This window comes from Streptomyces sp. NPDC050315, from assembly GCF_040655775.1.
Lineage (GTDB): Bacteria > Actinomycetota > Actinomycetes > Streptomycetales > Streptomycetaceae > Streptomyces.
The window spans coordinates 70,627-93,170 of the sequence record NZ_JBFAKN010000008.1 but is presented as its reverse complement, the minus strand read 5'-3'; the positions used below and the strand labels follow the sequence as shown (position 1 = coordinate 93,170).

Here is a 22,544-nt window from a genome sequence, read left to right as displayed (position 1 = left end):
TCATGTCACCTCCGGTACGGGTCCACGCCGTTCAGGGCCAGTTCGATGATCTCGCTCACCTCGGAGTCGGAGTACGACGGCAGCGGCTTGCCCACGGTGTCGAAGAACGCCCGGGCCTCGTCGGCGGTCGGGTAGTCCGACAGCTCCGCGGCGCCCGAGAAGTCGATGCGCGGTGCGTGGTTCCGGCTCTGGTGGAGCTCGATCTCGAAGTACTTGTAGAGGAGTGATTCCCGCTCGATGAGGAAGTTCTCCCGCGTCGGGTCGTCCTGCGTGAGGATCAGGTATCTGTCGGAGAGGTCGTAGCGCAGGGCGTTGACGCGGGTGGTGGTGTGCACGCTGATGTCGAGCGTGGGCAGCCGGTTCAGGTGCCAGAACGCCGCCAGGATCGTGGCGTACGAGCCCTTGCGGGTGCGGTCCAGCGTCCAGGGGCTGGTGCTGCCCGGCGGGCTGAAGCTCTGGCGGAAGCGGGCGTACTCGTGGCAGGTGTCGGTCGCGTCCGGGTCGATGATCTCGATGTGGACGGTGAGCCGTGAGCGGCGCTCGCGGGCGGCCTGTACCAGCTCGGGCAGGGTGACCGGGCGGATGTGGGAGCCCGTGCCGCCCTTGAACTGCCACTGCGCGGTGTCCTGCCGGGCACGGCGGTGGACGTCGTACATCTCGTCGGGGCGCACCGTCCGGATGAGGGCGTTGTCCTCAAGGCTGCGGGCGGTCCGCTCGACCTGCTCCTCCAGGGGGCGTACGGACCGGGTGACCGCGTCCTCCACGGCCTTGCCGTGCCCGGAACGGTCCTTGAAGGTGGCGATGGCCATGATGCCGAGGACGGCCATGGTGAAACCGAAGCGCGCGTCCTCGGGCACCAGGTCGCTGGTGAAGTCGATGAGGCCGACGCTGAAGGCCAGCGCGATGGGCAGCAGGACGTCGAGGTAGTCGTACATCCAGCGCAGTGCGCGCTGGATGCGGCGCGGGCGCTGCTGGTCCGTGATGGTCACGCGTTGTCCCTGGTGGTTTCGAGTCCGGGCAGTACCTCGCCCATGGCCATGCGGCGGACCGCGGGCAGGTGATCCTCAAGGTCGCCCGGTTCGAAGCGCGTCATGCCGATGACGTGCCAGAACTCGTCGCTCACCGTGCCGTGGGACTTGTAGCGGCCGGTGGGCGAGAGGGCCGCCCAGCCCTCGGCGAGGCCGAGGAAGGTGCCGCGCAGGGCGGGCTCCCCGTCCAGGGTCCACAGCCGTGCCACGCCGTCCTCGCCGCCGCTGACCAGCAGTGAGCCGTCCGGCGAGAAGGCGAGGGACAGGACGCGGCCGGTGTGCCCGGTCAGGGCGTGGACCTCGGCGCCGGTCTCCGCGTGCCGGATGCGGATGACGCGGTCGTCGCCCGCGGCTGCCAGCAGGGGCTGCGACGGGTGGGCGGCCAGCGCCCAGAGACGCTCGCCGGAGCCGCGCATCCGCAGGGCCTCGGCGCCGCCCCGCCAGACGATGATGTCGCCGTCCCAACCGGCGCTCGCCACCCAGGAGTTGTCGGGTCCGAACGCCACCCCGTACACCCGGTCCCGGTGGCCGGTGAGCGTGTGCCGGATGGCGCCGCCCCGCACGTCCCAGATGCGTACCACGCTGTCGTCGCAGCCCGTGGCGAGGAGCTGGGAGTCGTGGTGGAAGGCGATGGAGCGGACCCGTCCCGCGTGCTCGGCGAGGGTGATGACATGGCCGCCGGAGCTGCGGAGGTTCCACACTCCGACGGTGTCGTCGTCGTTGGCGGTGGCCAGGAGCTCGCCGTCGCGGCTGAAGGCCAGTGCCCACACGTGCTCGGTGTTGGCGTCGAACTGCCGCTGGTACTCGCCGTCGGAGGAGCTGAACAGGTACACGTCGCCGTCGTTGCTGGCGGCCGCCACCTGTCCCTCCGGTGCGGGACTGAACAGGGCCGACACCAGCCGGTCGCCACGCCCCTGCAGGGTGGACAGGCACTTGCCGGTACGAGCCGCCCATACGCGCACCGCACCGTCGTTGCCGCCCACGCTGATCCGCTCGCCGTCCGCGCTGAAGCTGACGGCGACGACCCGGCGGTTGTGCCCGTTCACCAGCCGCTTGCCGCGCCCGGCGGCGATCTCCCAGATGTGCGCCCCGCCGTCGTTGCCGACCGTGACCAGCTGGGACCGGCCCGGCGAGGCGTCGGCGCGGGCGGCCCGGAAGGCGACGCACCAGGCGGAGCCGCGGTGCGCCTCGGGCTGCTTCGGGTGCTGCCGCAGGTCCGGGGTGTGCGTACCGGACACCGTCCACAGCCGTACGGAGCCGTTGCTGCCGCAGGCCGCCAGGTGCGTGCCCGCCGGGTCGAAGCGGACCTGGTACACGCCGCCGCCCAGCGTCTCCAGGCAGCCCAGGGAGGCACCGACCGAGACGTCCCACAGCCGCACCTGGCCGGAGGTGTCGCCGCTGGCCAGCCACTTGCCGTTGGGGTGGAAGGAGAGGGTGTACACCCGCTCGGGGTGGCCGGCGAAGTCGTGCAGCAGCCGTCCGGTCTCCGTCTCCCACACCCGGACGTGGCCGCCCTCGCCGTCGCCGTTGTCGGCGGTGACGAAGCGCCGGCCGTCCGGGGCGAACGCCGCCCGGTACACCGAGCCGCGGTGCCCGTCGATCTCGCGGACGCACTGCCCGGTGGCCAGGTCCCACATCCGGACCCGGCTGGAGGCGTCGCCGGTGAGCAGCAGCGTGCCCTCCGGGTTGAACCCGGCGGTGTAGACCGGGGCCGCGTGCCCGGCCAGGTGGTGTATCGGGCGGCCGCCGGCCGGGTCCCAGACGGTGACCAGGCCTTCCTTGTCGCCGGTCACCAGCAGCTTGCCGCTCGGCTCGACCACGACGGGCCAGACGCCGTCGGGGTGCACTTCGAGGCGGTGCAACTCCCTGCCGGTGGCCGGGTCCCAGATGACCACGTGGCCGTCGGCGCCGCCCGTCACCAGCAGGTCGTGCGCGAACTTCACCGCGTACACGCGCCCGTGGTGCCCGCGCAGGGTGCGCAGCGGCCGCCCGTCGTCCGGGTCGCACATGAGCACGCCGCCGTCCTCGGTGCCCACGGCCAGCAGCTCGCCGTCGCGCGCGTACGCCATGGGCTCGGGCAGCCGGACGTGGTTGATGTCGAAGCCGTACGGGACGCCGACGGCCGCGGGCCGCAGGCCCACGTCGACGGGCATGCCCGGGGCGAGCGCGGCGGAGCGCAGCTCGGGCGCGGCCTGCTGCTCCGGGTCCATCTGGGCGCTGACCAGGGCGGCTCTGGCCCAGCGGCTGCCGGTCAGGCGTGCGCCGCGCAGGTCGGCGCGGACCAGGCGGGCACGGGAGAGGTCCGCGCCTTCGAGGCAGGCGCCGGACAGGTCGGCGTCGTCGAGATTGGCAGCCGTCAGGTTGACGTCGGTGAGGTTCGCACCGGCCAGCTTCGCCCCGGCCAGTACGGTTTCGCCGAGGTCGGCGCCGGTGAAGTCGACGCCGGAGAAGTCGCGGTGGGAGAGGTTCTCGCCGCGCAGCACGACGCCGCGCAGGGCGGCGTCGGTGGGGATGCGCAGCCGGTGGTTGACGCGCACCGCGTTCTGCCGTGCGGGACTGTCCGGGGCCGTGCTGTCGCCGAGGACCTGGCGCACCCATGCCTGACAGTCGCTCCGGTCGGCCAGGTCGCAGAAGAACTCCACGGCCAGCTGCGTCAGCGGCCGCGCGGCCAGCAGCGGCGGCGTGCCCTCCTCCGCTCCGGCCAGCTGGCGTGCGGCTTCGCGGGCGATCAGCCACTCCACGACGGAGGAGTGGATGAACTGGAACAGGTCGTCCTCGGTCCGCACCAGAAGGCTGCCCGCACCGACGGCCTGCGCCCGCTCCTCGGCCGTCATGTGCGACCGGGTCAGGCCGTCCAGCGCCCGGCCGGTCGTCTCGGCCAGTTCGTCCAGCCGCAGCACGCTGCGCCGGGTCTCCCACAGCCGTACGGCCAGCGAGGACACGGCCTTCCAGAGGTCCTCCAGCGACAGGCCGGGCGCCGCGCCCGGTCCGCCGCTGCCCCGCTCGACCTCGAACTCCAGCCAGGCGGTGAGTACTTCCTCGTACAGTCCGGCCGCGCTCAGGGTCCGCCCGGCGCCCGCCACGGACTGCAGCTGCTCGTGGCTGAGGGCGGCGACGAAGGACAGCAGCCGCGGGTTGCCGCACAGCTCCAGCAGGTTGGGGATGCCGGCGAGGAGGTCGTACCGCTGCTCGGCCTGCTCCCGCGAGTCGTAGGTGCGCTCCAGGTACTCCTTGATCTGCTGCGGCTGGAAGGACTCCACGGTCAGCACGCGGCGCTGCGGCAGGGCGCCGACGCGCTCGCCGAGGGCGGTGAAGACCTGCTCGGTGGACTTGAAGTGCTGGGTGCGGCTGGTCACCACGATCTTGGTGTTGTCGACCGCGGCGTCCAGGAGCGCCTGCAGGTGGTCGGCAGCGCGGTCGTAGCTGACGCGGTTGACCAGCTCGTCGAAGCCGTCGAAGAGCAGCACGATGCGGCCCTGGCGGATCATGTACTGCAGCGCGTTGGTGTCGATGCGGCTCACACCGTGATTGGCGAGGTGGGTTGTCACCAGGCCCATGAGACTGTGCGCCCGGTCGAAGGTGTTGAGGGGGATGAACACCGGCGTGAGGTGCGCGGACTGCTCGGGCAGCCGCCGGGCCAGCTCCCGCAGAGAGAAGGTCTTGCCGTGCCCGAAGTCGCCGAGGAGCAGCACGAACCGGCCGTGCTCGGTGTCCAGGGTGTCCAGCAGTTCGTCCACGAGACGGTCGTGCCCGGCGCCCTCGGAGCGGGTGACCTCCCGGTACCGCTGCGGCAGGTACAGCTCCGGGCGGTAGGCGCGGTCGGAGCTCAGCCGCGCGGTCTGGTCGGCCACGTACGCGCGCAGATCGATCAGGCCCTGGAACTCCAGGAAGCTCCGTACCCGGATGCGGTCGCCGAAGCGCTGCACCACTTCCCGCGGTGGCGCCTGGCCTCCGTACACCAGCACGTTCTCCGCCGTGGTGCCCTCGGCTCCGCGGACCTGTTCGGCGAAGCGCGCCAGGTCCTCCTCGCGGGGGTCACCGGGCAGCGCGGCGATACGGGACTGGAAGACGAGGCCGTCGCGCTGCCAGGTGGCGACGAACTGGGTGGTGGGGTCGTCGCCGCGCCGCACGGTGACATCGCGGATGCCCACGTCCTGCCACTTGGCGCGACAGATCTCCTTCACCTGGTCGGTGAAGGTGTCGCGGACCGGGTCGGGCTCCTGCCTCGGCGCCTGCGAGGGAAAGGCCTGCGGGCCCAGCGGGGTGCGGACGCGGCGCCACTCCTCGCGGAATTCGGCGGCGGGGGCGGTGGGCGAGTGCCAGCGGGTGACCCCGGAGGCGGAGACCTTCAGCAGCTGGAAGCGGGCCGGTGCCGCGGCGCCGAAGACGGGGAGCGTGCCGAGGCGGGTGTCGACGGGGTCGCGGCGGGTGGTGCGCGGGTCGTTGACCGGGCCGTGCAGCAGGAGGTTGAGCCGGGGTGCGGCCAGCCGCTGGAACGCCTCGGCGTCGCGGATCGCACCGACCCCCGGGCCGCCGGTCGCCGCGGGCGTCTGCAGCGGGTGCCGGATCGCGCCGATGCGCAGCCAGCCGTCCCGCTCGTACTGGTGGAGGGCCTCGGCGAACCAGGTGATCTGGTCCCGGCCGACATAGCCGAACTGGTCCTCGGGCCGGTGGCTGTACGCCATCGTCGAGTTGAAGCCGGCGACGACGGTGTTGAGCTCCGGTACGGGGAACAGCGTCCAGGGCTGGTCGGCGGCGAAGACCCGGTCGATGCCCTCGTAGAACTCGTGGAACAGCTTCGCGTAGTGCCGCCACTTCTCCCAGTACGGCGGCTGCGGTGTGACCTCGTCGGCCTCGCAGGAGGAGAAGTACGAGCTGCACGCCTTCAGGCTGACGTCCTCCGCGCCCGGTACGAGGACGACTTGGTGGGGGCGGAGGTCGAGCTGGGCGCGCAGGGAGGTGAGGAAGGAGAGCGCCTGCCCGCACTCGCGCGGCGTGCCGGAGGCCGTGAGATTGCCGGTGATCACGACGAGGTCCGGTCTGGGAGCGTCGGCGTCCTGCAGCTCCAGCAGGTCGCCGCGGAGCTCGTGGAGCGTGTCGTCCGGCTCGTTGCCGCGCCCGAAGTCCGGTCCGGGCAGGTGCAGCACGCTGATGTGGTCGCCCTCCCGCTCCGGGGCGTTCAGCGGGTAGACCGGGGCGGTCCGCGGCCGGAGCCGCCCGGGGAACCAGGGGTCGCCGTTGCGGGTCGTGGACGTCCGCTGCGGCGGCACCGGCACGGAACTCGCCGTCGTGCCGGGGAAATTCGGCCGTCCCGACGCCTGCGCCCGCCCGTTCAGCGCATCGCGCGCGCGGGCCAGCAGCATCTCCCGCGCCTCCGCCTCGCCCCGGGCGGCCACCAGGTCGATGTACGTGATCGTGGCGAGCAGCCCGTCGATCGGCGCCTCGTCGATCCGTACGGTGATCAGGCGCTGCTCCGGGTTGTCCGGGGAGGCACGCAGGGCGGCCTGCCACTCCATCCGCCCGTACCGCGAGCGCGCGTAGTTCTGCGACAGCACGGCGATCACCGCGGCCGACTCGCTCACCCCGCGGTCCATGTAGTCGATGAAGTTCGTGCCCGCAGTGAAGTCCCAGGCCTGGATGACCGTGCGGTATCCCTCGCGCTCCAGCGTCCACGCGATCCACGTCGCCCAGGCCTCGTCGGCGGGCGAATAGCTCACGAAGAAGAGCGGCCGCTCGCCGGGACTGCTCTGCGTTCCCCCCTCGGATAACATGCGCACCATGGTAGGAGACCTGAGCCTCCGTGGCAGGTGGGCGAGCGTGATCTCCTCACCTGCCGTCACTTTTGTGCGGAGACGCGTCCTGAATCTCGACGGGCTGGCCGTGGCGTTGCTCGCGGCCGGCCTTCTGCTGTGGGGCACCGGGGCGCTGCCCTCCGAGCGGGCCTTCGAAGTGGGCGAGCGCATCGCCCCGCTGCTCGCCTTCCTCCTCACCGCCGTGGTGCTCGCCGAACTGGCGGGCCGGGCCGAGGTGTTCGACGTCGCCGCCACGTGGGTCGCGCGGCTGGCGCGCGGCAGCTACCCACTGCTGTTCCTGTGGTGCGTCGCCCTCGCCTCGGCCACCACCATCGCCCTGAACCTCGATACGACGGCGGTGCTGCTGACCCCCGTCATGCTGGCCCTGGCCTCCCGCGTGGGCATCCGCCCGGTGCCGCTGGCCATGACCACCGTGTGGCTCGCCAACACCGCGAGCCTGCTGCTGCCGGTGTCCAACCTGACGAACCTGCTGGCCGCGCAGCGCGTGGTGCTGGTGCCCACGGAGATGGCGGCGGTGATGTGGGCGCCCCAACTCGCGGCCATCGCCGTGACGATGGTGTGCCTGTGGGGCTTCTACTGGCGGCGGTCGGCGCGCGGCGACGAGGTGTACGTGCCGCCGGAGCGCCCGGAGGCCGCCGACCCGTGGCTGTTCGGCGTGTGCGCCGTGGCGTGCGGGCTGTTCCTGCTGGCCATCATCGGCTTCGACGTCGCGCTCCCGGCCGCGTCCGCGGGCGCCGCGCTCCTCGCCGCCGCCGCGTTCTTCGTGCGGCGCCGGGAGGAGCTGCGCTGGTCGCTGGTGCCGTGGCGGCTGCTGGCCCTCGTACCGGGGATGTTCCTCGTCGTGGACTGGATCAGCTCACTGGGCCTGCGGGACCTGCTGCTGTCCGCCGTCGGCAGTGACAGCGGCTTCACCGGCCTGCTCCGCACGGCCGCCGTCGGCGCGGGCCTCTCCAACGTACTGAACAACCTGCCCGCCTACCTGTCGACGGAGTCGGTGATCCCGCCCGACGCACACACGCAGTTGCTCGCCCTGCTGATCGGCGTCAACGTCGGCCCACTGGTAACGCCGTTCGCGTCCCTGGCCACACTGATCTGGTTCGAGCGCTGCCGAGCCCACGGCATCCGGATCGCGAAGTGGCCGTTCGCCGGGGCCGGACTGGTGCTCGCGAGCGCGGGCGTGGTGGCCTCCACGGGGGCCCTGCACCTGGTGGCGTAGGAGCCCGCCCCCGTCCACCGCACCGCGTCACCGGGGTGACCGGACGGTGATCCCCAGGATCTGCGCTCCGCCCTCCGTCCGTGGCCGGTGGCTGCTGCCGGGCGCGAACACCACGTAGGAGCCCGGCCCGTGGCGCTCCTCGCCCTCGATGATCTCCCCGCTCAGCACGTAGTACCGCTCCTCGGCGGGGTGGTGGTCCACCACGGGCCACTCCGCGCCCGGCGCGAAGTCGATCAGCCAGCCGCGGGCGTACTCGGTCCGCTGCAGCCGGCGCCGCACGATGCCCGGGCCGACCTCCTGCCGCTCCGCCTCGTCGATGTGCAGCACGGTCTTCAGCTCGGTCGCTTCACTGTTCTCGCTCATGGGCCCACCCTCGCCCGCCGCCGCACGCTCCCACGAGAGTCAGGAAAGACACCCTCGGGTACATTCCTGCCATGACCCCGCACCGCGTCGTGGCCCTGCTGCGCGAGCCGCAGGGCGCCTTTGAACTCGCCGGTGCCGCCGAGGTGTTCGGCGCGCCCCGGGACGGCACCACCCCGTACTACGACTTCTCGGTGTGCGCCGAGCATCCGGGGCCGCTGCGCACCACCGCCGGGTACACGATGCTCGTCGAGGCCGGGCTCGGCGCGCTGGCGACCGCGGACACCGTGCTCGTGCCGGGCTGGCTGCCGACCGGTGTGCCCGCCTCCCCCGCCGTGCGGGACGCGCTGCGGGCCGCGCACCGCAGGGGCGCCCGGATCGTGAGCATCTGCAGCGGCGCGTTCGCGCTGGCCCAAGCGGGGCTGCTGGACGGCCGCGGCGCGACCACGCACTGGCGGCGCACCGCGCGGCTGGCCGCCGAGTTCCCCGCCGTACGGGTCGAGGCGGACGTGCTGTACGTGGACCACGGGGACGTGGCGACCAGCGCGGGCAGCGGCGCCGGCATCGACCTGTGCCTGCACCTGGTGCGCCGGGACCACGGCGCCGCGTACGCCGCCGGGATCGCCCGCAGCATGGTGCTGCCGCCCCACCGGGAGGGCAGCCAGCTGCAGTACGCGGCGGAGCCCACGGCGCCGGCCCGCGCGGACGCGTCGCTTGCGCCGGTACTGGAGTGGGCGCTGTCCCGGCTGGGTGACGGGCTGAGCGTGGCCCGGCTGGCCGAGCGGGCCGGGCTGTCGGAGCGGACGCTCGCGCGCCGGTTCGCCGAGCAGCTCGGCGTCAGTCCCGGGCAGTGGCTGCTGGCCCGGCGCATCGACGCCGCGCGGGTGCTGCTGGAGGAGACCGACCTCGCGGTGGAGGCGGTCGCCGCGCGGGTCGGGCTCTCCTCGGCGGTCAACCTGCGCCGCCGCTTCCGCGCGGCGCTGGGGACCACGCCGGGTGCGTACCGGAGGGTGTTCGGCGAGCGGCGGTGAGCCGTCCGTGAGCCCGGCGTGCCCTCACCGGCCCCCCGTGGGACCCTCACCCTCGGCTTCGTCCCCGTCCTCGCCGCCCTGCTCCCGGTCCCCGTCCTCCAGTTCGTTCTCCCGCTCGGCCTCCTCCCGGGCGTCGCGGAGGGGTTCGGCTTCTGCGCGGCGGCGTTGTTCGCGTTCTGCGCGGCCGGCGGCGGTGGCGAGGGAGGGCCAGACGCGGTCCAGGGCCGCGTTGACCGCCGCGCCGACCAGTACCGCGAAGGCCGAGACGCCGATCCACAGGAGGACCGCTACGGGGGCGGCGAGCGAGCCGTAGATCGTTGGGCCCTCGACCGTGGAGGCGAGGTAGAGGCGCAGCAGGAAGCTGCCCAGCAGCCACATCGCGAGCGCGACCACGGCGCCGGGGATGTCCTCCTGCCAGGGCGAGCGGACCGGTACGGAGACGTGGTACAGCGTGGTCAGGAAGGCGACCGAGATCAGCAGGACGACCGGCCAGTACAGCGCCCGGACGGTGTCCTCGCTGGCGGGCAGCAGGTGCACCACCGTGTCCGGGCCCGCGACCATCAGGGGCAGCGCGACCGCGCCGAGCACGAGGGCGACGAGGTAGAGGAAGAACGCCAGCAGGCGGGTGGCGACGATGCCGCGCTTGCCCTCCAGGCCGTACATGATCGTGATGGTGTCGACGAAGACGTTCAGCGCGCGCGAGCCCGACCACAGGGCGATGGCGAAGCCGAGGGAGATGACGTCGGGGCGGCCGCCGCGGAAGATGTCCTCCAGCAGCGGCCGGGCGATCTCCTCGACGCCCTTGTCGGAGAGCACGGTCGCGGACGCGGTGAGGATGTTCGCGCGGATGGTGTCGATGGTGTCGTGGCCGATCCACGGCTCCAGATAGCCCAGCAGCCCGAGCAGGCCGAGGAACAGCGGGGGCAGCGAGAGCAGGCAGAAGAAGGCGGCTTCGGCGGCGAGGCCGGTGACGCGGTACTCCACGCAGGAGTGCACGGTGTCCTTGAGCAGCAGCCACCCGAGGCGTCGTTTCGATACGTGGCGGTACAGGACGCGAGCCCTGTGCAGACGGCCCATGTGGTGCGCGGCTGGTTCCTTTGCTTGCTGCACCACCTCACCGTATCCGGCGGGACGCCGGAGGCCCGGTCACCGGAGGCGGCAGTCGGCGCGGAAGCGGTGCCGCGCCGACTCGGCACCGCTTCCGACCCGCGCCCAGCCTTTACGCGCGTGCCCGGGGAGGCAACCGTTGCACGACGTTGCAACGGATCTGCCGATTCCGTACTCCGCCGGGCCCCGGCCCCGGCACGATGGGCCGCGGCGATACCCCAAAACAGCACAAGCGGAGCGATGTTGAGCACACGGCACCACGACAGGACCCTGACCCCCGTCCTGGCAGCGGCGCTGGACCCCCGGGAAGCGGCCCGCCGGCTGGCTTCCGTACGGGAGGCCACCCTCGCGGGGGACGAACCGCCCGACGGCCCCCGCAGCGTGATCGGGGAATCCTGGCGGCGGGTCATCGGCACCGGCCTCGACCCCGACCGGGACCGCCGCGCGCGGCCGCTGTCCCTGGCCGAACTGGAGGAGCGCCGGCACCGCTCGCAGCTACTGCGGCTGCTGCCCGTACTGCACTCCCACCTCCTCCCGGCCGCGGACGCCGCGCAGCAGATCCTGGTGGTGACCGACCCCGAGGGCCGGGTGCTGTGGCGGGAGGGCGCGGCGCCGGTGCGCCGGATGGCCGACCGGCACGGGTTCGAACCGGGCGCGACATGGACCGAGGACGTGGTCGGCACGAACGGCATCGGGACGGCCCTGGTGACCCGCGAGCCCGTCCTCGTGCACTCCGCCGAGCACTACGTCAGCACCCACCACCAGTGGGCCTGTGCCGGGGCGCCGCTGCACGACCCGCGCGACGGGCGGCTGCTGGGCGTGGTGGACCTCAGCGGCCCGGCGCACTCCTTCCACCCCACCACGCTCTCGCTGGTCGCCGCGGTCGCCCGGCTCGCCGAGTGCGAGGAGCGCACCCGGCACCTGGCCGCGCTGGACCGGCTGCGGACGAGCGCCGCGCCGCTGCTCGCCCGGCTCGGCGGGCGGGCGCTGGCCGTGGACCGGGACGGCTGGACGGCCGCGGCCATCGGCACGGCGCCGCCCACCCGGATCGCGCTGCCCAGGTCGCCGCAGGCCGGTCCGCTGTGGCTGCCGCGGTACGGCGCCTGCGCGCTGGAGCCGCTGCCGGGCGGCTGGCTGGTACGGATCGGGGAGGACGGGCCGCCGGGGCCCGCGCCGAGCCGGGTGGTGCTGGACCTCAGCGGCCGGGCCGGCTGGACGGTGACGGTGGGCGGCCCGGCCGGCAGCTGGACGCACGAGCTGAGCCCGCGCCACGCCGAGCTGCTCTTCACCCTGGCCGCGCATCCGGAGGGCCGTACCTCGGCGGAGCTGGCCCGCGACCTGTTCGGCGACGCCCGCCGCACGGCGACGGTCCGCGCGGAGCTCTCCCGGCTGCGCCGCACCCTGGGCTGCGTCCTCTCGCACCGCCCGTACCGCTTCGCCGACGAGGTCCACGTCGAGCTCCGCCGCCCGCCGCACGCCCACGACCTGCTCCCCCACTCCACGGCACCTTCGGTGGTGGCGGCACGCGGCGGTACCGGAGGGCCGCATCCGCACCCCGCATGATTGGCTGACGGCCATGACCGAGACTGTCACCACCTGGTACCTGGAGCAGACCTCCCCCGCCGACCTCGTGTCCGCCGCCGAGCCGCCCGCCGAGCAGGAGGTCCGGGTCGTACTGTCCGGGACGCCGCTGCCCGAATTCAGCCGGTTCCTCTACACGGCGGTGGGCGGGGACGTGACCTGGACGGACCGGCTGCCGTGGACGTACGCGGAGTGGGCGGAGCATCTGGGGCGGCCCGGCACGGAGACCTGGGTGGCGTACGAGCGGGGGACGCCGGCCGGGTTCATCGAGCTGCAGGCCGGGCCGGACGCGTCGGTGGAGATCGTCTACTTCGGCCTGATACCGGCGTTCCGCGGCCGGCGGATCGGCGGCCACCTGCTCTCGTACGGCATCGCGCGCGCCTGGGACCTGGCCGATCGCCGGCCGGAGTGCGAGCGGACGAAGCGGGTGTGGGTGCACACCTGCAGCAAGGACGGCGAGTATGCGATGGCCAACTACCAGCGCCGCGGTTTCCGGGTGTACGACACGACCGTGACGGAGGAACCCGAGATGGCGGCGCCGGGCCCCTGGCCTGGCGCCTGAGTCGCACCACCGGCGCCGGTCACACCAAGCGGAACGTGACCGGCGCCACATTGTCTCACCCTTCAAGACATACGCGTCCGAATTATGGACGATGGTGGACTGGTCCAAGACCGTCGTGACACGCTTCCGTCATGTCTCGAGCTGGAATTGCCTTGGTGAGTCGGCGCCACGTCGACCTTGCGCGCGTGTCCAGCGCCATCTGTCAGGCGCGCTGACGCTGTCCCCACAGGGGTCGGCGACTCTGACCGGTAACCCCTGACAGCACCCAGCTCCACCGACTTTCCCGCCGTCCCCATCGTCGCGGACGTGCGACCACCCCTGATCCGGCAAGTCATGCCAAGGCGCGCTTCCACGCGTCGCGATCCGGCACGTCTTCGCAGGTCACAGTGGGTGCACCCTGTTTTGAACCGCATCCCCTGCAGCTGCCGAGAAGGACGTATCACCATGGCCGCCACTCCGGAACGCCCCGCCACGACCCGCCGCAAGGCCGGACGCCACCGCGGTGAGGGACAGTGGGCCGTTGGTCACTTCACTCCGCTCAACGGCAACGAGCAGTTCAAGAAGGACGACGACGGTCTCAATGTGCGGACACGCATTGAGACGATCTACTCCAAGCGCGGCTTCGACTCGATCGACCCCCAGGACCTGCGCGGACGGATGCGCTGGTGGGGCCTCTACACCCAGCGCAAGCCCGGGATCGACGGCGGCAAGACCGCGGTCCTGGAGCCGGAGGAGCTGGACGACAAGTACTTCATGCTGCGCGTGCGGGTGGACGGCGGCCGGCTGACCGTCGCGCAGCTGCGCGCCATCGGCGAGGTCTCCGAGCAGTACGCCCGCGGCACCGCGGACGTCACCGACCGGCAGAACATCCAGCTGCACTGGATCCGCATCGAGGACGTCCCCGCCATCTGGGAGAAGCTGGAGAGCGTCGGGCTGTCCACGACCGAGGCGTGCGGCGACTGCCCGCGTGTGATCATCGGCTCCCCGGTGGCCGGTATCGCCGCCGACGAGATCATCGACGGCACCCCGGCCGTCAACGAGATCCACGAGCGCTACATCGGCAGCAAGGAATTCTCCAACCTGCCGCGCAAGTTCAAGACCGCGATCTCGGGATCCCCTGTCCAGGATGTGGTCCACGAGATCAATGACGTGGCGTTCGTCGGCGTCAACCACCCCGAGCACGGCCCCGGCTTCGACCTCTGGGTCGGCGGCGGCCTGTCCACCAACCCCAAGCTCGCGCAGCGTCTCGGTACGTGGGTGCCGCTGGACGAGGTCGCGGACGTGTGGGCCGGTGTCGTCGGCATCTTCCGGGACTACGGCTACCGCCGGCTGCGCAACCGCGCCCGGCTGAAGTTCCTGGTCGCCGACTGGGGCGTGGAGAAGTTCCGGCAGGTGCTGGAGGACGAGTACCTGAAGCGGAAGCTGGTCGACGGTCCCGCGCCCGAGGCGCCCTCCTCCAAGTGGCGCGACCACATCGGCGTCCACCAGCAGCAGGACGGCCGCTACTACGTGGGCTTCGCGCCGCGCGTCGGCCGCGTCGACGGCAAGACCCTCACCAAGCTCGCCGACCTGGCCGCCGAGCACGGCTCGGACCGGCTGAACACCACCGTCGAGCAGAAGATGATCATCCTCGACGTGACCGAGGACCGGGTCGACTCGCTGGTCGCCGGGCTGGAGGCGCTGGACTTCCAGGTCAAGGCGTCACCTTTCCGGCGCGGCACGATGGCCTGCACCGGCATCGAGTTCTGCAAGCTGGCCATCGTCGAGACCAAGGGCCGCGGCGCGTCCCTCATCGACGAGCTGGAGCGCCGGATGCCGGACTTCCAGGAGCCGGTCACCATCAACCTCAACGGCTGCCCGAACGCCTGCGCCCGTATCCAGGTCGCGGACATCGGTCTCAAGGGCCAGCTGGTCCTGGACGACGACGGCAACCAGGTCGAGGGCTACCAGGTGCACCTGGGCGGCGCGCTGGCCCTGGAGGCCGGCTTCGGCCGCAAGGTCCGCGGCCTGAAGGTCACCGCCGATGAACTCCCCGACTACGTCGAGCGGGTGCTGCGCAACTTCGAGGCGGAGCGCACCGACGGCGAGCGGTTCGCCCAGTGGGCGGCCCGCGCCGAAGAGGGTGCATTGAAGTGAGCGAGCGAGCAGCGCCGTTCTTCTGCCCGTACTGCGGGGACGAGGACCTGCGGCCTTCGGAAGAAGGCCACGGGGCCTGGGAATGCCGGTCCTGCAGCCGTGGTTTCCGGCTGAAGTTCCTGGGTCTGCTGGCCCCGGGGACCGCCGCCAACTCCCCCGCCACCGACGGAGGTACGCAGTGACCACCGCAACCGACGCGCACCAGTCCGCACGCGCCGAAGACCTTCAGGCGCTCGCCGAGCAGGCGGGCCGCGACCTGGAGGACGCCTCGGCGCTGGAGATCCTCAAGTGGGCCGCCGAGACCTTCGGTCCGCGCTTCTGCGTCACCTCCTCGATGGAGGACGCGGTCGTCGCGCACCTGGCCTCGCGGGCCTTCCCCGGCGTGGACGTGGTGTTCCTGGACACCGGCTACCACTTCCCGGAGACCCTCGGCACCCGGGACGCGGTCGCCGAGGTGATGGACGTCAACGTCATCACCCTGACGCCGCGTCAGACCGTGGCCGAGCAGGACGCCGAGCACGGGCCGAAGCTGCACGACCGCAACCCGGACCTGTGCTGCGCGCTGCGCAAGGTCAAGCCGCTCGAAGAGGGCCTGACGGCGTACGACGCGTGGGCGACGGGCCTGCGCCGGGACGAGTCGCCCACCCGGGCGAACACCCCGGTCGTCGGCTGGGACGCCAAGCGGCAGAAGGTGAAGGTCTCGCCGATCGCGAAGTGGACGCAGGCCGACGTGGACGCCTACGTCACCGAGCACGGCGTGCTCACCAACCCGCTGCTCCAGGACGGCTACGCCTCGGTCGGCTGCGCCCCCTGCACGCGGCGCGTGCTGGAGGGCGAGGACGTCAGGGCCGGCCGCTGGGCCGGCAGCAACAAGACCGAGTGCGGACTGCACGGATAACGGCCGGCAGACAGCAATATGACGGACACTCAGGAGATACAGATGACGGGCGCCACGATCTGGCTGACCGGTCTGCCGAGCGCGGGCAAGACGACCATCGCGCACGAACTGGCCGGGAAGCTGCGCGGCGAGGGCCACCGCGTCGAGGTGCTCGACGGCGACGAGATCCGCGAGTTCCTCTCCGCGGGCCTCGGCTTCAGCCGGGAGGACCGGCACACCAACGTCCAGCGCATCGGCTTCGTCGCCGAGCTGCTGGCCAGCAACGGCGTCAAGGCGCTGGTCCCGGTGATCGCGCCGTACGCGGACAGCCGGGAGGCGGTGCGCAAGCGCCACCAGCAGGAGGGCACGCCGTACCTCGAAGTACACGTGGCCACGCCCGTCGAGGTCTGCTCCGAGCGCGATGTGAAGGGCCTGTATGCCAAGCAGGCGGCGGGCGAGATCTCCGGGCTGACCGGCGTGGACGACCCGTACGAGGCCCCCGAGTCGCCCGATCTGCGGATCGAGTCGCACACCCAGACCGTGCAGGAGTCCGCGGCGGCGCTGCACGCGCTGCTCGCCGAAAGGGGACTGGCATGACGACCGCAGCAACGACCCGCACCGGTACCGGTCCGGCCCCGGAGGGCGACGACTCTCCGTACGCGCTGTCCCACCTGGACGCGCTGGAGTCGGAGGCGGTGCACATCTTCCGCGAGGTGGCGGGCGAGTTCGAGCGGCCGGTGATCCTCTTCTCCGGCGGCAAGGACTCCATCGTCATGCTGCACCTGGCGCTGAAGGCGTTCGCGCCCGCGCCGGTGCCGTTCTCCCTGCTGCACGTGGACACCGGGCACAACTTCCCGGAGGTCCTGGAGTACCGGGACCGTACGGTCGAGAAGCACGGGCTGCGGCTGCACGTCGCGTCCGTACAGGAGTACATCGACCGCGGCGCCCTCAAGGAGCGCCCGGACGGCACCCGTAACCCGCTGCAGACCGTGCCGCTGACCGAGGCCATCCAGCAGCACCGCTTCGACGCCGTGTTCGGCGGCGGGCGGCGCGACGAGGAGAAGGCCCGGGCCAAGGAGCGGGTGTTCTCGCTGCGCGACGAGTTCTCGCAGTGGGACCCGCGCCGTCAGCGCCCCGAGTTGTGGCAGCTCTACAACGGCCGGCACGCTCCCGGCGAGCACGTCCGCGTGTTCCCGCTGTCCAACTGGACCGAGCTGGACGTATGGCAGTACATCGCCCGCGAGGGCATCGAACTGCCCCAGATCTACTTCGCCCACAAGCGTCAGGTCTTCCGGCGCAGCGGCATGTGGCTGACGGCCGGCGAGTGGGGCGGTCCCAAGGACGACGAGACCGTCGAGACCCGCCAGGTCCGCTACCGCACCGTCGGCGACATGTCCTGCACCGGCGCCGTCGACTCCGACGCGACGACGCTGGAAGCCGTGATCACCGAGATCGCCGCCTCCCGGCTCACCGAGCGGGGCGCGACCCGGGCCGACGACAAGATGTCCGAAGCCGCGATGGAAGACCGCAAGCGCGAGGGGTACTTCTAACCATGAGCACGATCACGAACGAGGTTCTCGCGGAGACCACCCTGCTTCGGTTCGCCACCGCCGGCTCCGTCGACGACGGAAAGTCGACCCTGGTGGGGCGGCTGCTGCACGACTCCAAGTCGGTCCTCACCGACCAGCTGGAGGCCGTCGAGCACGCCTCCCGCAACCGCGGTCAGGAGGCGCCCGACCTGGCGCTGCTCACCGACGGGCTGCGCGCCGAGCGCGAGCAGGGCATCACCATCGATGTCGCCTACCGCTACTTCGCCACGCCCCGGCGGCGGTTCATCCTCGCCGACACCCCGGGCCATGTGCAGTACACCCGCAACATGGTCACCGGCGCGTCCACCGCCGAGCTGACGGTGATCCTCGTCGACGCCCGTAACGGTGTCGTCGAGCAGACCCGCCGGCACGCCGCGATCGCCGCGCTGCTGCGCGTCCCGCATGTCGTCCTCGCGGTCAACAAGATGGACCTCGTCGACTACGAGGAGACGGTCTTCGCGAAGATCGCCGAGGAGTTCACCGCGTACGCCGGCGAGCTGGGCGTCCCCGAGATCACCGCGATCCCGATCTCCGCGCTCGCCGGTGACAACGTCGTGGACCCGTCCGCGAACATGGACTGGTACGGCGGCCCGACGGTCCTGGAGCACCTGGAGACCGTCGCGGTCAGCCACGACCTGGCGCACTGCCACGCCCGGCTGCCCGTGCAGGTCGTCATCCGCCCGCAGACCGCCGAGCTCCCCGACTACCGCGGTTACGCGGGCCAGATCGCGGCCGGCACGTTCCGCGTCGGCGACCCGGTCACCGTCCTGCCCTCCGGCAAGACCTCGAAGGTCTCCGGGATCGACCTGCTCGGCAAGCCGGTCGACGTCGCCTGGACCCCGCAGTCGGTCACCCTCCTGCTGGAGGACGACATCGACATCTCGCGCGGCGACCTGATCGTGCCGACCCCCGACGCGCCCACGGCCACCCAGGACATCGAGGCGACCGTCTGCCACGTCGCCGACCAGGCGCTCACCGTCGGCCACCGGGTCCTGCTCAAGCACGGCACCCGTACGGTCAAGGCGATCGTCAAGGACATCCCGTCCCGGCTGACCCTCGACGACCTGTCGCTGCACCCGCACCCGGGCCAGCTGGTCGCCAACGACATCGGCCGCGTCAAGATCCGTACCGCCGAGCCGCTGCCGGTCGACGCCTACGCCGACTCGCGGCGCACCGGCTCGTTCATCCTGATCGACCCGAACGACGGCACCACGCTCACCGCCGGCATGGTCGGCGAGTCCTTCGCCGCGCCGGAGCCGGTGAAGACCGAGGCCGACGACGAGGGCTGGGACTTCTGATCATGGCGGGCGAGGCGTTCTCGACGTTCGCCAAAGAGGGCGGCCGGATCGGCAGCGGCGCTCTCGGCAGCGGGCAGGGCGGAGTCGGCCGATGTGTGTGCTGACGCCGCTCCGCCCCGCCCTGCCCGCAAGGCCCTTCCGAAGACCACCCGACCTGCCGGGCGCGCCCTAGCCAAGGGGCGCGTACCGCCCCGGCCCCCCGAGAGGAACCCCTCCCGTGCTGCCTGCCGCTCGTCCCCGCTCCACCGCCCGCCGCCTGCTGGCGGCGGCCGCCGCCGTCCCGCTGCTGATCGGGGCGCTGGGGGCGTGCGGTTACGGTTCCAAGGCGCCGAAGAGCACCGAGGCGGTGGCGGCGAAGGGCCCGAAGACGGACGGCCTGGGCTCGGTGCGGATCGGCTACTTCGGGAACGTCACGCACGCGACGCCGATGGTGGACCGGCAGAAGGGCTTCCTCCAGAAGGAGCTGGGCGGCACGCAGGTCAAGCCGTACATCTTCAACGCCGGGCCCGCGGAGATCGAGGCGCTGAACGCGGGGACGATCGACATCGGCTGGATCGGCCCGTCCCCGGCGATCAACGGGTACGTGCAGTCGCACGGCAACAACCTGAAGATCATCGGCGGTTCCGCCTCGGGCGGCGTCTCGCTGGTCGTGAACCCGAAGAAGATCAAGTCCCTCAAGGATCTCAAGGGCAAGCGGATCGCCACCCCGCAGCTCGGCAACACCCAGGACGTGGCGCTCCTCAACTACCTGCGTGAGAAGGGCTACCAGGTCGACCCGGACACCGGTAAGGGCGAGGTCGGGGTCTTCCGGCAGGACAACAAGGAGATCCCCAACACCTTCCGGCAGGGCGGCATCGACGGCGCGTGGGTGCCCGAGCCGACCGCGTCCAAGCTGGTCGCCGAGGGCGGCCGGACGCTGCTGGACGAGAAGCAGCTCTGGAAGGACGGCAAGTTCGTCATCACGAACATCGTCGTCCGCAAGCAGTTCCTCAAGGAGCACCCCAAGGCCGTGGAGGCCGTGCTGCGCGGCTCTGTGAAGACCAACGACTGGATCAAGGGCCACCCGGGCGAGGCGGCGCAGGCGGTCAACGCCTCACTCGCCGACCCCAAGGTCTCCGGCACCCGGCTGCCGGACCAGGTCCTGAACTCCGCCTTCCGGAACGTGCAGGTCACCGACGACCCGCTCGCCTCCACCCTCAAGGAAGAGGCACAGCACGCGGTCAAGGCCGGGCTGCTGAGGAAGCCCGACCTGAACGGCATCTACGACCTGCGGCTGCTCAACAAGGTCCTCAAGGCCGAGGGCAGGCCCCCGGTCGACGCCGCCGGACTCGGCGCGCAGTAACCGATCGATCCGTACGGTCCCCAGGAGGTGACACCGATGACGACCCCTACCCTCACGAAGCAGGCCGCCACGGCCGGCACGCAGGAGACGGCGGGCTACGCGGCGCGTATCGACCACGTCTCGAAGTCCTTCGGCCGCGCCGGCGCGCAGCAGCACGTACTGGACGACATCACCGTCGATGTCGCGCCGGGCGAGTTCGTCTGCCTCCTGGGCGCGTCGGGCTGCGGCAAGTCCACGCTGCTCAACCTCGTCGCGGGGCTCGACAAGCCGACCGCGGGGAGCATCGACGTGCCCGGCAGCCGCCCGGCCCTGATGTTCCAGGAGCACGCGCTCTTCCCCTGGCTCACCGCCGGCAAGAACATCGAACTGGCCCTGAAGCTGCGCGGGATGCCGCGCGCGGAGCGCCGCACCGAGGCCGAGCGGCTGCTGGAGCTCGTCCGCCTGAAGGGCGCGTACGGCAAGCGGGTGCACGAGCTGTCCGGCGGCATGCGGCAGCGGGTCGCGATGGCCCGCGCGCTCGCCCAGGACAGCGGACTGCTGCTGATGGACGAGCCGTTCGCCGCGCTGGACGCCATCACCCGTGACGTGCTGCACGACGAGCTGACCCGCATCTGGGAAGAGACGAACCTCTCCGTCCTCTTCGTCACGCACAACGTCCGCGAGGCCGTACGCCTCGCGCAGCGCGTCCTGCTGCTGTCCTCGCGGCCCGGCCGGGTCGCCCGCGAGTGGCACGTCGACATCCCGCAGCCGCGCCGCATCGAGGACGCCGCCGTCGCCGAGCTCTCCGTAGAGATCACCGAACAGCTCCGTGGGGAGATCCGCCGCCATGGCCAGCACTGAGACCACCACCGACACCCGCAACGCGGCCGACGCCAAGGCGGCGGGCGCGCGCGGGGCCGAGACCGCGGGGCTGGAGGCCGGGCTCGACGCGCTGGAAACGCACGCCGTCAGCCGCCCGCCCGTGCTGCGCACGCTGCTCTCCAAGGCACTGCCGCCGCTGGTGGCCATCGTGATCGTGCTGGCGCTCTGGCAGCTCGCCTACCACTTCGAGCTCAAGGCGCACTACCAGCTGCCCAGCCCGCTGGACGTATGGGGCTCGCTCCGCGAGAAGTGGCTGGAGGGCACGCTCCTCAGCTACGTGTGGGAGTCGGTCTCGCGCGGCGCGCTCGGCTTCGCCGCCTCGCTGCTCATCGGCACGCCGCTGGGCCTGCTGGTGGCCCGGGTCCGCCCGGTGCGCGCGGCCATCGGCCCGATCCTCTCCGGCCTGCAGTCGCTGCCGTCGGTGGCCTGGGTGCCTGCCGCGATCATCTGGTTCGGCATCACCGACGCCACGATCTACGCGGTCGTGCTGCTGGGCGCGGTGCCGTCCATCGCCAACGGCCTGGTCTCCGGTGTGGACCAGATCCCGCCGCTGTTCCTGCGCGCGGGCCGGACGATCGGCGCGACCGGCCTGAAGGGCGTACGGCACGTACTGCTGCCCGCCGCACTGCCCGGCTACATCTCAGGCCTCAAGCAGGGCTGGGCGTTCTCCTGGCGCTCCCTGATGGCCGCCGAGCTGATCGCCACCTCGCCGGACCTGGGCGCGGGCCTCGGCCAGCTCCTGGACCAGGGCCGGGTCGGCTCCGACATGTCCCTCGTACTCGCCGCGATCCTGCTCATCCTGATCGTCGGCATCGGCATCGAGCTGCTGATCTTCGCCCCGATCGAGCGCCGCGTGCTGCGCAGCCGCGGCCTCCTCGCCAACGCCCGCTGAGCCCCCTACCAACCTCCGAACGGAAGCGCCATGCGACCCCATCTGCTCGCCCCCACCCCCGGCACCGCCTCGGCCGCCGGCCGGTGCGGGCTGCGCGAGCGGCCGGCGCTGCTGGTGATCGCGCACGGCAGCCGGGACCCGCGGCACGCGGCGACCGTCGGCGCGCTGTGCGAACGGGTCCGGGCGCTCCACCCGGAACTGCGCGTCGAGGTCGGTTACCTGGACTTCAACGCGCCGAGCGTGCCGCAGGTGCTGGAGCGGCTGCACGCGGACGGCGTACGGGAGGTGGTGGCGCAGCCGCTGCTGCTCACCCGCGCCTTCCACGCCAAGACCGACATCCCTTCGGTGCTGCGCGAGACCTGCGCGCGGCTCCCCCGCCTGACCGTCCAGCAGGCCGATGTCCTCGGCCCGGCGCCCCTGTTGGTGGGCGCGCTGGAGCGGCGGCTCACCGAGGCGGGGCTCGCCCCCGCCGACCGTGCCTCGACCGGGGTCATACTGGCCTCGGCGGGCTCTTCGGACCCGGAGGCGATCGCAGTGATCGCAGAAATCGCGCGGGAGTGGCGGCGTACCACTGGTTGGTATGCCGTGCGGCCTGCGTTCGCCTCCGCATCTCTTCCCCGTACGGAGGACGCCGTACGGGAACTGCGGGCCGCGGGCGCCACGCGGGTCGCCGTCGCGCCGTACGTCATCGCGCCGGGCCGGCTGCCGGACCGCATCATGGCCGGGGCCCGGGAGGCGGGCGCCGACCTGCTCGCCGACGTACTGGGCCCGGCGCCGGAGCTGGCGCACCTGCTGGCGCTGCGGTACGCGGAGACGCTGCGGCGGCCGGTACCGGCGCTTACGGCCTGACC

Annotated in this window: 19 protein-coding genes; 15 read left to right on the top strand and 4 right to left on the bottom strand. The window is 72.1% G+C overall.

What is annotated here, in order from left to right:
• Nucleotides 1–5: 5 nt before the first annotated feature.
• Together AB0I82_RS27820 and AB0I82_RS27815 are read right to left on the bottom strand one after the other, a co-directional pair.
• Nucleotides 6–989: a hypothetical protein gene (locus AB0I82_RS27820; protein ID WP_363260099.1), complete on the bottom strand. Its 984-nt coding sequence runs from the start codon at nt 987–989 to the stop codon at nt 6–8.
• Nucleotides 986–6,799 (bottom strand): TIR domain-containing protein, encoded by a 5,814-nt coding sequence (locus tag AB0I82_RS27815; RefSeq protein ID WP_363260097.1) that lies wholly within the window; start codon nt 6,797–6,799, stop codon nt 986–988. Before AB0I82_RS27815 ends, AB0I82_RS27820 begins: the two co-directional genes overlap by 4 nt.
• A gap of 73 nt (nt 6,800–6,872) precedes the next feature.
• Between AB0I82_RS27815 and AB0I82_RS27810 the strand changes: the two genes are divergently transcribed.
• Complete coding sequence (locus tag AB0I82_RS27810) at nt 6,873–8,057, top strand: SLC13 family permease (protein WP_363260096.1); 1,185 nt, start codon at nt 6,873–6,875, stop codon at nt 8,055–8,057.
• Between the two features lie 27 nt (nt 8,058–8,084).
• Here the strand turns inward: AB0I82_RS27810 and AB0I82_RS27805 are convergent, their stop codons facing one another.
• Nucleotides 8,085–8,420 (bottom strand): cupin domain-containing protein, encoded by a 336-nt coding sequence (locus AB0I82_RS27805; RefSeq protein WP_363260095.1) that lies wholly within the window; start codon nt 8,418–8,420, stop codon nt 8,085–8,087.
• A 71-nt stretch (nt 8,421–8,491) separates the two neighbouring features.
• On the opposite strand from AB0I82_RS27805, the gene AB0I82_RS27800 reads away from it, so the two are divergent.
• Complete coding sequence (locus tag AB0I82_RS27800; RefSeq protein WP_363260094.1) at nt 8,492–9,448, top strand: helix-turn-helix domain-containing protein; 957 nt, start codon at nt 8,492–8,494, stop codon at nt 9,446–9,448.
• A 24-nt stretch (nt 9,449–9,472) separates the two neighbouring features.
• Here AB0I82_RS27800 and AB0I82_RS27795 read toward each other — a convergent pair whose 3' ends face one another.
• Entirely contained in the window at nt 9,473–10,525 is a 1,053-nt protein-coding gene (locus AB0I82_RS27795) for a YihY/virulence factor BrkB family protein (protein ID WP_363260368.1), read from the bottom strand.
• A gap of 270 nt (nt 10,526–10,795) precedes the next feature.
• On the opposite strand from AB0I82_RS27795, the gene AB0I82_RS27790 reads away from it, so the two are divergent.
• The 13 genes from AB0I82_RS27790 (at nt 10,796) to AB0I82_RS27730 (ending at nt 22,542) form a co-directional block, all read left to right on the top strand.
• Nucleotides 10,796–12,118 (top strand): GAF domain-containing protein, encoded by a 1,323-nt coding sequence (locus tag AB0I82_RS27790; protein WP_363260093.1) that lies wholly within the window; start codon nt 10,796–10,798, stop codon nt 12,116–12,118.
• Nucleotides 12,119–12,131: 13 nt separating this feature from the next.
• Nucleotides 12,132–12,698, top strand: a complete 567-nt coding sequence (locus AB0I82_RS27785; protein ID WP_363260092.1) for a GNAT family N-acetyltransferase — start codon at nt 12,132–12,134, stop codon at nt 12,696–12,698.
• Nucleotides 12,699–12,829: 131 nt separating this feature from the next.
• Nucleotides 12,830–12,913 carry a putative leader peptide gene (locus tag AB0I82_RS27780; RefSeq protein ID WP_351598321.1) on the top strand — a complete coding sequence of 28 codons (84 nt, stop codon included), beginning with the start codon at nt 12,830–12,832 and terminating at the stop codon, nt 12,911–12,913.
• Between the two features lie 229 nt (nt 12,914–13,142).
• Entirely contained in the window at nt 13,143–14,834 is a 1,692-nt protein-coding gene (locus tag AB0I82_RS27775; RefSeq protein ID WP_363260091.1) for a nitrite/sulfite reductase, read from the top strand.
• Nucleotides 14,831–15,016: a hypothetical protein gene (locus AB0I82_RS27770; RefSeq protein WP_363260090.1), complete on the top strand. Its 186-nt coding sequence runs from the start codon at nt 14,831–14,833 to the stop codon at nt 15,014–15,016. The genes AB0I82_RS27775 and AB0I82_RS27770 overlap by 4 nt, the downstream gene beginning before the upstream one ends.
• The gene (locus AB0I82_RS27765; RefSeq protein ID WP_223731325.1) at nt 15,013–15,732 is read left to right on the top strand and encodes a phosphoadenylyl-sulfate reductase; all 720 of its coding nucleotides are present in this window, start codon (nt 15,013–15,015) and stop codon (nt 15,730–15,732) included. Before AB0I82_RS27770 ends, AB0I82_RS27765 begins: the two co-directional genes overlap by 4 nt.
• A 42-nt stretch (nt 15,733–15,774) precedes the next feature.
• Complete coding sequence (gene cysC, locus AB0I82_RS27760; protein WP_363260089.1) at nt 15,775–16,308, top strand: adenylyl-sulfate kinase; 534 nt, start codon at nt 15,775–15,777, stop codon at nt 16,306–16,308.
• Nucleotides 16,305–17,261, top strand: a complete 957-nt coding sequence (cysD, locus tag AB0I82_RS27755; RefSeq protein ID WP_363260088.1) for a sulfate adenylyltransferase subunit CysD — start codon at nt 16,305–16,307, stop codon at nt 17,259–17,261. The genes cysC and cysD overlap by 4 nt, the downstream gene beginning before the upstream one ends.
• Before the next feature lie 2 nt (nt 17,262–17,263).
• Nucleotides 17,264–18,598 carry a GTP-binding protein gene (locus AB0I82_RS27750; RefSeq protein ID WP_363260087.1) on the top strand — a complete coding sequence of 445 codons (1,335 nt, stop codon included), beginning with the start codon at nt 17,264–17,266 and terminating at the stop codon, nt 18,596–18,598.
• Between the two features lie 217 nt (nt 18,599–18,815).
• Nucleotides 18,816–19,940, top strand: coding sequence for an aliphatic sulfonate ABC transporter substrate-binding protein (locus AB0I82_RS27745; protein WP_363260086.1), 1,125 nt, complete (start codon nt 18,816–18,818; stop codon nt 19,938–19,940).
• A 36-nt stretch (nt 19,941–19,976) separates the two neighbouring features.
• Nucleotides 19,977–20,780, top strand: coding sequence for an ABC transporter ATP-binding protein (locus AB0I82_RS27740; protein WP_363260085.1), 804 nt, complete (start codon nt 19,977–19,979; stop codon nt 20,778–20,780).
• The gene (locus tag AB0I82_RS27735; RefSeq protein WP_363260084.1) at nt 20,767–21,693 is read left to right on the top strand and encodes an ABC transporter permease; all 927 of its coding nucleotides are present in this window, start codon (nt 20,767–20,769) and stop codon (nt 21,691–21,693) included. The genes AB0I82_RS27740 and AB0I82_RS27735 overlap by 14 nt, the downstream gene beginning before the upstream one ends.
• 90 nt (nt 21,694–21,783) lie before the next feature.
• Nucleotides 21,784–22,542, top strand: coding sequence for a sirohydrochlorin chelatase (locus tag AB0I82_RS27730; protein ID WP_363260367.1), 759 nt, complete (start codon nt 21,784–21,786; stop codon nt 22,540–22,542).
• The last annotated feature ends 2 nt before the right edge of the window (nt 22,543–22,544 follow it).

What these genes read in the sequence shown, in the direction of transcription:
- cysD (WP_363260088.1), top strand. Translation starts at nt 16,305, where the DNA reads ATGACGACCGCAGCAACGACCCGCACCGGTACCGGTCCGGCCCCGGAG.
- cysC (WP_363260089.1), top strand. Translation starts at nt 15,775, where the DNA reads ATGACGGGCGCCACGATCTGGCTGACCGGTCTGCCGAGCGCGGGCAAG.
- AB0I82_RS27790 (WP_363260093.1), top strand. Translation starts at nt 10,796, where the DNA reads ATGTTGAGCACACGGCACCACGACAGGACCCTGACCCCCGTCCTGGCA.
- AB0I82_RS27795 (WP_363260368.1), bottom strand. Translation starts at nt 10,525, where the DNA reads ATGGGCCGTCTGCACAGGGCTCGCGTCCTGTACCGCCACGTATCGAAA.
- AB0I82_RS27740 (WP_363260085.1), top strand. Translation starts at nt 19,977, where the DNA reads ATGACGACCCCTACCCTCACGAAGCAGGCCGCCACGGCCGGCACGCAG.
- AB0I82_RS27780 (WP_351598321.1), top strand. Translation starts at nt 12,830, where the DNA reads ATGTCTCGAGCTGGAATTGCCTTGGTGAGTCGGCGCCACGTCGACCTT.
- AB0I82_RS27750 (WP_363260087.1), top strand. Translation starts at nt 17,264, where the DNA reads ATGAGCACGATCACGAACGAGGTTCTCGCGGAGACCACCCTGCTTCGG.
- AB0I82_RS27805 (WP_363260095.1), bottom strand. Translation starts at nt 8,420, where the DNA reads ATGAGCGAGAACAGTGAAGCGACCGAGCTGAAGACCGTGCTGCACATC.
- AB0I82_RS27785 (WP_363260092.1), top strand. Translation starts at nt 12,132, where the DNA reads ATGACCGAGACTGTCACCACCTGGTACCTGGAGCAGACCTCCCCCGCC.
- AB0I82_RS27815 (WP_363260097.1), bottom strand. Translation starts at nt 6,799, where the DNA reads ATGTTATCCGAGGGGGGAACGCAGAGCAGTCCCGGCGAGCGGCCGCTC.
- AB0I82_RS27800 (WP_363260094.1), top strand. Translation starts at nt 8,492, where the DNA reads ATGACCCCGCACCGCGTCGTGGCCCTGCTGCGCGAGCCGCAGGGCGCC.
- AB0I82_RS27775 (WP_363260091.1), top strand. Translation starts at nt 13,143, where the DNA reads ATGGCCGCCACTCCGGAACGCCCCGCCACGACCCGCCGCAAGGCCGGA.
- AB0I82_RS27735 (WP_363260084.1), top strand. Translation starts at nt 20,767, where the DNA reads ATGGCCAGCACTGAGACCACCACCGACACCCGCAACGCGGCCGACGCC.